Origin of the sequence: Nocardia carnea (assembly GCF_029869215.1) — a bacterium.
Classification (GTDB): Bacteria; Actinomycetota; Actinomycetes; order Mycobacteriales; family Mycobacteriaceae; genus Nocardia; species Nocardia carnea_B.
Map to the genome: position 1 here is coordinate 43127 of NZ_JARWPM010000167.1, position 8547 is coordinate 51673.

The window sequence follows — 8547 nt, forward strand, 5'->3', positions numbered from 1 at the left end:
TCAGCGCGGCCGCAGGCCGTCGAGCAGCAGGCGCACCATGAAGAGCACGCGCTGTTCGAGTTGCTCGGCGCTCGGCGCGCGGCCCGCTTCGATACTGCGCACCTGCGTGCCGACGACCATGCTCATGAACGCGCGCGCGGCGAGATCGGTATCGGTGGTGGTGATCTGCCCGGCGGCGGCCGCGCGGTCCAGTACCTCGACAACGAAAGCGACGACCGGACCGGTGCTCACGGTGTTGCTGAGCGTATAGATCTCGGGAAATCGCACATTCTCCAGCGCGAGGATCCGGTGCAACCGGCGGCCGTTGGGAGTCATGGCCTGATCGATCCGGAGTCGCGCGATCGCCTGGAGCGTCGCGGCCACCTCGCCGGTATCCAGGCTCGCCAGAGTTTCGCGCGGCACGGCCTGTGCTTCGATCGCGCGCCGCACGGCGGCCAGGAACAGTGCGGCCTTGTCGGTGTAGTGGGCGTAGACGGTGCGTTTCGCCATATGGACCCGGGCGGCGATCATCTCGATCGTGGTCTGTTCGTAGCCCTGTTCGAGGAACAGATCGAGGGCGTTGTCCAGTAACTCCTCTTGCCGGGCACGCGCCTGCTCCTGGGTCGGGCGCCCGGCCCGCGGCTGCCGATCGCGCTCTTCGCTCGTCTTCACGGGTGTCAGTTCATCGCATTCGGCGCCCGGCTGTCGACCGGGGTGCTACATTAATGACACCTGACAGGTGCTATTAATTATGGGGAAACCCGAATCCCGAAGGGGTGGCCATGACCTCGGCCATTGAAAAATTGACCGGGCTCGCCGATGATCCGAGCCGGTTCGATCACTCCGCCGCCGCACTGCGGGACGTGCAGCTCGCGGCACTGGACGAACGATTCCAGCAGCGGCGCCGGCGAATCGGATTGCTGGAACACCGTGCGGGCGAAGCGAATATCACCGCGATCGACCGGTTCGACGACGCGGTTGCACTGTTGTTCCCGCATTCGGTCTACAAGAGCTACCCGGAAAGCTTCCTGACCGAGCGCCGCTGGGACCGGCTCGGAAAATGGCTGGGCACACTCTCCGCCCATCCGGTCGCGCCGATCGATACGGCGGATATCTCCGGGATCGATCAGTGGATCGAGCGGCTGCAAAGCGCGGGTCACTATGTGTCCTGCTCGAGCGGGACAACCGGTAAACCTGCCGTGCTGCTCGCCTCCGAGGCCGATATGGCCTGGTCGCGCCGGGACACCGTCAACCTCTTCGCCTGGGGTTCCGGTGTCGCACCGGCGCGCGACCGGCGAATGATGGGGCTCGGCCTGACGGCGATGGTGCCCAAGAACGTCATCATCGGTGCGGCACAACAAGCGGCATACGGTGATCCGGCGAAAAACCGCTTCCGGCTGCCGGTTTCGCCGCTCACGGTCGAAGCGATGACCGCCCAGGTGCGGCTACGCCGGAAGATCGCCGACGGCACCGCGCCACCGGAGGAACTCGCCGCCTATGAACGGACCTCGGCGCAACGGCAGGCGGAACTCGACCGGGCGCTGAGCGCCGGCGCCGACGCGATGATCGAACACCGTGCGGAAAAGCTCTACATCTCCGGTATGTGGACCACGCTGTACCAGGTCGCCGTGCTGGTCCGGGAGCGCGGGTTCGGGGCCACCGATTTCCATCCCGACAACTGCATCTATGTGGGCGGTGGCCGTAAACGGGCCCAGCTGCCCCCGGACTATCGGCAATTCGTGTACGAAACGTTCAATATCCCGCCCGGCCGGGAGTTCCAGAACTACTCCATGCAGGAGCTGAATTCGGGAATGCCGAAATGCCGGGGCGGTGATCGCTACCACGTCCCACCGTGGGTGGTGCCGTTCGTGCTCGACGAGGTGGGGGACACGCTACTGTCCCACGGCACCGGCGAGGTAGAGGGGCGTGCCGCCTTCTTCGACCTGTCACTCGACGGGCGCTGGGGCGGCATCATCACCGGCGACCGGGTCGTCCTCGATTACGGGCCGTGTGCCTGCGGTAATCAAGGGCCGTCGATCGCCGACTCCATCGTGCGCTACGCCGATCTCGCCGGTGACGACAAGATCGGCTGCGCCGGAACCGCCGACGCCTACGTCAGGGGGATCGGATGACCACGCTCGAATCGCAGCGCGACGCCGGTGCGGCCCTTTCCGCACCGTTCTTCTTCCGCGGCGAGGTGGTCGAGGGCGCTGCCGCCGTACACCGGTCGCGGGACCTGGGCGTCTCCTTCGCGACACCCGAGATCGATCTGGACCGGGCGGTCCTGCCCCGCAGTGCGGTGCCCCCACTGCTGGACCTGCCACTGGACGATATCGTCGACTTCCTGGTCGAGGCCGGACGACGGATCCGCGACCCGCACAACCCGTTCCTCCGGGACTGTCTCGACCGGATATCGGCTACCCACACCTTGCCCCGAGCGTTGCTCGAATCGCAGATCGCAGGTGCCGGCGCCTATCTGGACAAGCGGGTCCTGCATGCGATCGTCGAGCAGAATTTCCCCGACCCGAAGGCCCTCGACGGATGGATTCCCAAGCAGGATTTTCTCGGCCGTAAGAGTTTCGTCCGTGCTTTCGCGCCGCGCCTGGTCCACGTTCTTCCCGGTAATTCCCCCGGACAGGCGGTGAAATCCATCGCTCAAGGGGCGCTGGTGAAGGCGGTCAACCTGTTCAAAATGTCGTCCAGTGACCCGTTCACCACGGTGGCCATCCTGCGGGCCATGACCGCCATCGATCCGGAGCACCCGGTGGTGCGGTCGATGTCGGCGGTGTACTGGCGCGGCGGGGACGCGGCCGTCGAGCGAGTACTCTTCCGCCCGCAGTACTTCGACAAGATCGTCGCCTGGGGCGGTGGGGACGCCATCGGCAATGTCGTCAAATATCTCGGTCCGGGTTTACAACTGGTCTCCTTCGACCCGAAGACATCGATATCCATGGTCGGCCGGGAGGCTTTCGGCACCGAGGAAACACTCGAGCGTGCCGCCGCGCTGGCCGCCGACGACGTCATGGTGCTGAACCAGGACGCGTGCGTGGCGAGCCGGTTCGTGTTCGTGGAGGCGGACGACGCGGACGCGGACCGGTTCTGCGAGCGGCTGCACCGGCGGATCGTCGAGCGCGCGACCGTCTCGGGGGACAGCCGGCCCTTGGACGAGGAGCTGAAAGAGCAGATCCGTACCCTCGTGCTGCTCGACGACGAGTTCCGGGTGTGGGGTGCGACAGACGGTACGGGCGTGGTGATCCGCTCCGCCACACCGGTCGATTTCCATCCGGTCGGCAAAACCGTCGACGTGGTGCCGGTGGCATCGCTGGGCGAGGCGATCCGCCATGTCACTGTCGCGACGCAGACCGTCGGATTCTTCCCATTCGACCGGATGCCGGATTTCCGCGACCGGCTCGCTTCCGCCGGCGCACAGCGCATCGTGCACCTCGGGGAGGCGGGCCCGAGCACGATCGGCAATCCACACGATGCCATGTATCCACTGCATCGCTTCGTCCACTGGATGGTGCACGAGGACGGCCGAGCGGTGAACTGACGAATACTGCGAAACCGGCTCCACAGATCAGAATGTAATTCTACTCTGTGGTAGAGCAGGGTTTCGCGTTCGCGGCCGAAACCCTCGGCCGCCATGGCCCTGTTCGCCGACGCCGGAGTGTGGCACCGGCGTACCCGGGTCGTGCCGGCCCTCGATCGGCGGCGAGGGTCCCGCCTGTCTCCGGCCGCCGGCGGCGGAATCGGTGACCGAGCCGGAGACCCTGGTTAGGAGTTGGAGCAGTGCGCGCACCGACCATCTACGACGTTGCGACGGCGGCGGGTGTTTCCCCGTCCACGGTGTCGCGGGCGTTCTCCCGTCCGGGACGCGTCAGTGCCGGAACCGCCGCACGAATCCATCGGGTCGCCGCGGAGCTGGGGTATCGGGCGAACGCGATCAACGGTGCGCCGGCGAGTGGACGGACGTCCGCCGTGGCAATGGTGGTGCCCGATGTGACCAACCCGGTGTACTTCGGTCTCATCCACGGATTCGAGGCCGCCGCGACGGAGGCCGGCTACACGGTGGTACTCGCCGACACCCGGTGGTCGACGGCGCAGGAGCGAACGGTGCTGGACCGGATCCTACCGGCCGTCGACGGCCTCGTGGTGACCGGTTCGCGGCTGTCCGACCGAGGGATGCGGGCGGCCGCGGGACACCGGGCGCTGGTGATGCTCAACCGGATCGTGCCCGGAACGCGCACGGTGATGGTCGATACCGCGGCGGGGGTGGACGCGGCGTTGCGGCATCTGGCCGAACTCGGTCACCGCTCGGTGACCTACGTCGGCGGGCCGCCGGCCTCCTGGGCCGAGGGCATGCGGTGGCGTTCGCTGCTCGATTCCGCCCCGCGGTTCGGGCTGAAGGTGTGCCGGATCGGGCCGTATCCGCCGACGATGGCGGGCGGTACCGCGGCAGCCCGGGAACTGCTGTGCCACCTGCCCTCGGCTGTACTGGTATTCAACGATCTCGTGGCGATCGGAGTACTGCATGTTCTGAACGAAGCGGGTGCGCGCGTCCCGGACGAACTGAGCGTCATCGGATTCGGGAACGTGGTCGGTGCCGATTTCTGTACCCCGCCGTTGACCACGGTGGGGGCGCCGATGCGAGCGATGGGTACGGCCGCGTTCCGGCAACTACAGCGCGCCATGAGCGGAGAGGCGATGGATACACGAGCGATCGTGTCGCTGACCGCCCGCCTGGTGGTGCGGGGATCGACCGGAGCTGCACGGCAGCGCAGGGCGCAGCCGGTGGCCGCCACCGTTCTGCCCCCTCGTGTACCGAGAATGTCGGCAGCCGAGTCGTAGTGGCCGTCTGTACCTCGGGAGTTGCCAGCGCCTCTACCCTCTCGGTAGCAGACGGGGCTACCGAGAGGTACGAGGGAACGGCCGGGCGGGGCGCGCGTACCGGCCCGGCTGTTCCGACGCGGGGACCTCAGCCGAGGCTGAAAGGTTGTCCCCAGAGCGTGACGATCTCTTTGGCTTTCGAGGTTTCGACATCCACCTGGACGAATGCGCGGGCCTGTGCATAGCCGGCGCAGCCGGCGAGGCCTATGGTGCTGTCTTTCCACGTAACGCTGGCTACGGGAGATTTGGTGCGGTTGAAAGGCCGGTGGCTTTCGTCCCCGAAGGCATCCGGGGTTTCGAGATCGAGCAGGTAGTACTTCTTGGCCTGGCCGGGGCCCAGCGTCAGGTTGCCGCCGGTGCTGGTGGAAAGATCGGGAGTCTCGCTGCCGGCCCGTTGCGTGGCGCCGGCCCCCGCGTTGACACCGCCCCCGGCGATATTGACCTGGCAGCCCACGACATAGCCGGGCCGGATGGACATGCTCCGGGGTGGCTGCGACGCCTCGGCGCCGGCGCTGCCGGAGACCCAGGTATTGCGATGCAGGGGAGTGGAACCCAGCGAGGGGCTGATCACGGCGGACTCGCCGGTGAGGCGGACGGTGACGGTGGTGCCGTCGCCCAGGGTTTCGGTGATCTGACCGCCGGGCAGGGGAACGAAGGTATCGGCATGAGCCGGCGCCGGCTGCAGCGCCCAGGTGGCCGTGGCGAGCAGGGCGCTGCCGGCGGCCGCGACCATGGTGCGGAGGGTTTTCGTGGTGTCGATCATTGTTCGGTGAACCTCGTCGTTCGGGGGAATCGCGCTGTGCGGGTTGCGGTCCGGTGGATCAGCCGATGCTGAAGGGGGCTCCGTAGAGGGTGGTTTTGGAGTAGTGGTCACCGATGATTTCGATGACGGCGTAGGAGCGGGCCTGGGCGTAGCCCCCGCAGCCCTGGATCTCCATTTCGTAGTCCCGGTAGCCGAGGGTGTACCTGCCCGGGGCGGGGATGTCCTTGATGCCGATCTGCACGAATTTCACCTCGCCCGGGCCGACCTGGACACCGGCGGAGCCGCTGACACCTATCTGTGTCGTGGAGACACTGGCGCTCGCGCCCAGCGAGAACGCGCGGTCGCCGATGCTGACCTGGCAGCCGACGATATAGCCGGTGTTGACCTGGGATACGCCGTGGGTGGACGAGTTGTTGGTGCCGGGCAGGTTCTCCGGGGTGCTGTACGGGCCGGGTTCGGTGACGATGGGGGTATGGGTGACATCGGCGGTGACGGTGCCGGAAACCCAGGTGACCCGTCCGGCACCGTTGGCGGCCATGGACGGCGAGACCACGGCACTTTCACCGGTACGGGTGATGGTGAAACCGGGTCCGGTCTGGGTTCCGTCGGGCAGCGGTACGAACGCATCGGCGGTGCTCGTACCGGTGGCGAGGGCGAAGGCGGCCGCCAGAACGGCTACACCGGTACCGGTGCGGGTGAGCGCTGCGGGCGCGCGAAACAGAGTGGTGCGTGTCATCTGGTTTCCTCATCTCGAAGTGCCTGTGCGGGCATGCACCGCGTTTCCGGTGAACAGGAGGGAGCGGAATCCGGGAACATGGGCGCCGTATTGCCGTTGTCGGTGATGCCGGTCACACAGTGCGGTCATGGTTCATCACCGGGCGATCGGCGGGCAACCGAATTGCCATGAGTTGCCGTGGACCGCGCGGTGCGCCGGGGTGGACCGCATGGTTCATCACGGCGCGCCCCCTGTCGCGGCTGATCTGATGGGCCGAAAACGGGAATTCGCCCGCGAAAATCAGAATGAGATTCTACTCTGAGGTAGAGCAGCGTTTCCGCGCTCGTGGCCGGGCCCGTCCCGGCTTCCGACGGTCCTTGTTCTCCGGCAACGTCGCGGTACGACCCGGCGTACGCATGCCGGGTGGTTGGAGTTCACCATGCGCACGATTCCCCCTGAACTGGTACGACGGTACGAAGAGCACGGGTGGTGGACGCGCGACAGCCTCGGCGATCTGCTCGCCCACGGTCTCGCGTCCGCGCCGGACACCAGCTTTCGCGTCCATTCCGAGATCCGGCCCTACGCGGGCACCTTCCGGGATGTCGAGCTCGTGGCTCGCCGGCTGGCGGCCGGTCTGCGCGACCGTGGAGTGGGGCCCGGAGACGTCGTAGCGCTCCAGTTGCCCAATTGGATGGAGGCGGCGGCCGCGTTCTGGGCGGCGTCGCTGCTGGGCACGGTCGTGGTGCCGATCGTGCACACCTACGGTGCGCGGGAAGTCGGCCACATCGTGGAGACCGTACGGCCCAAGGCCTTCTTCGGCGCCGAGCGGTTCGGGAGCCTGGTGTACGACCCTGTGGTCCACGCGAATGTGCCGGTCGTGGGTATCGTCGGCGGCAGCGATCCTGCCCGCCGGTTCGAGTCGTTGCTCGCCGATGAGCCGTTTGCCGGTGTGGCGCAGGTCGATCCGGCCGGCCCCGCGGTGATCGCCTTCACCTCGGGTACGACCCGGGTGCCCAAGGGGGTCGTGCACAGTCACCAGACGCTCGGTTGCGAGACCCGGCTGATGCCGCGGCGCTATCCGGAGGATCTGGGGCCGATGATCAATGCCGCGCCCATCGGTCATTTCATCGGTATGCTCGCCGCCCTGCTCGTACCGGTGCGGGAAGGCGTCTCCATCGACCTCGCCGATGTCTGGAATCCCGGGCGCATCCTGGAGGTGATGGCTACCTACGGCGTCAGCCTGGGCGGCGGGGTGCCCTACTACGTCACCAGTCTCATCGACCATCCGGACTGCACCCGGGATCATCTGGCGCGGCTGAAGTATCTCGGTATGGGCGGAGCGCCGGTCGCCGCGCCGGTGGCCGAGCGGCTGACCGGTATGGGCCTGACGGTCTATCGCTCCTACGGCAGTACCGAACATCCGTCGATGACGGCTTCGCAATGGACAGCGCCCGAAGCCAAACGGCTCTACACCGACGGTGTCGCGCAACCGGGCGTCGAGATCCGGTTGACCGAGGACGGTGAAATCCTCAGCCGCGGACCGGATCTTTGCCTGGGGTACCTCGACGACGCCCTGACCGCGAAAGCGTTCGACGAGGAGGGCTGGTACCACACGGGCGATATCGGAACCCTCGACGCCGACGGCTATCTCACCATCGTCGACCGCACCACCGACCTCATCATCCGCGGTGGGGAGAACATCAGTGCGCTCGAGGTCGAGGAAGTGCTGCTGACGGTGCCCGGGGTGTCCGAAGCCGTCGCGGTCGCCGCGCCCGACGCCCGGCTGGGTGAACATGTCGCGGCGGTTCTGCGGCTGCAACCCGGTACGGCCGCGCCGCTGCTCGAAGACCTGTGCGCCTACTTCGCCGACGCCGGGCTGGCGAAACAGAAGTGGCCGCAGGAGATTCACGTGGTCGACGATTTCCCGCGCAGCCCGAGCGGCAAGGTGCAGAAGTACAAGATCCGGCAGAGCCTGGCGGCGAATCGCTCCGAGCCCGGCGCCGCCGCGGATTAGACGAAGTTCCGGGGGGGCGGGCGGAGACCCGGCCCCCCGCGCATATAGCCGGGGTGGGGCGGCGCGGGCCGGTGAAGAGGGCCGGTTGGTGCGCACCTGGCTCGGGCGGACCTGTCCGCCGGTATCGGTCGTCGCCCCGGAACAGCAGGATTTGTCCGGCGACAACCCCGCGGCGTACGGCACCACTTC

The 8547-nt window shown here is 67.2% G+C and carries 7 protein-coding genes; 4 read left to right on the forward strand and 3 right to left on the reverse strand.

Annotated features, from left to right (window positions below; translation table 11 throughout):
- Positions 1-651, reverse strand: a complete 651-nt coding sequence (locus QH276_RS11460) for a TetR/AcrR family transcriptional regulator (RefSeq protein WP_280402892.1) — start codon at positions 649-651, stop codon at positions 1-3.
- 110 nt (positions 652-761) lie between these two features.
- Between QH276_RS11460 and QH276_RS11465 the strand changes: the two genes are divergently transcribed.
- The 3 genes from QH276_RS11465 (at position 762) to QH276_RS11475 (ending at position 4827) form a co-directional block, all read left to right on the forward strand.
- Positions 762-2111 carry a hypothetical protein gene (locus QH276_RS11465; protein WP_280402891.1) on the forward strand — a complete coding sequence of 450 codons (1350 nt, stop codon included), beginning with the start codon at positions 762-764 and terminating at the stop codon, positions 2109-2111.
- A complete protein-coding gene (locus QH276_RS11470) occupies positions 2108-3529 on the forward strand; it encodes an acyl-CoA reductase (protein WP_280402890.1) in 1422 nt (473 codons plus the stop codon). Before QH276_RS11465 ends, QH276_RS11470 begins: the two co-directional genes overlap by 4 nt.
- A 239-nt stretch (positions 3530-3768) precedes the next feature.
- Positions 3769-4827 carry a LacI family DNA-binding transcriptional regulator gene (locus QH276_RS11475; protein WP_280402889.1) on the forward strand — a complete coding sequence of 353 codons (1059 nt, stop codon included), beginning with the start codon at positions 3769-3771 and terminating at the stop codon, positions 4825-4827.
- A gap of 127 nt (positions 4828-4954) precedes the next feature.
- Here the strand turns inward: QH276_RS11475 and QH276_RS11480 are convergent, their stop codons facing one another.
- Both QH276_RS11480 and QH276_RS11485 read right to left on the reverse strand, forming a co-directional pair.
- A complete protein-coding gene (locus QH276_RS11480; RefSeq protein WP_280402888.1) occupies positions 4955-5629 on the reverse strand; it encodes an MspA family porin in 675 nt (224 codons plus the stop codon).
- Positions 5630-5687: 58 nt separating this feature from the next.
- A complete protein-coding gene (locus tag QH276_RS11485) occupies positions 5688-6365 on the reverse strand; it encodes an MspA family porin (RefSeq protein ID WP_280402887.1) in 678 nt (225 codons plus the stop codon).
- A 418-nt stretch (positions 6366-6783) separates the two neighbouring features.
- Here QH276_RS11485 and QH276_RS11490 point away from each other — a divergent pair, with 418 nt between their 5' ends.
- Complete coding sequence (locus tag QH276_RS11490) at positions 6784-8358, forward strand: AMP-binding protein (protein ID WP_280402886.1); 1575 nt, start codon at positions 6784-6786, stop codon at positions 8356-8358.
- Positions 8359-8547: the final 189 nt, after the last annotated feature.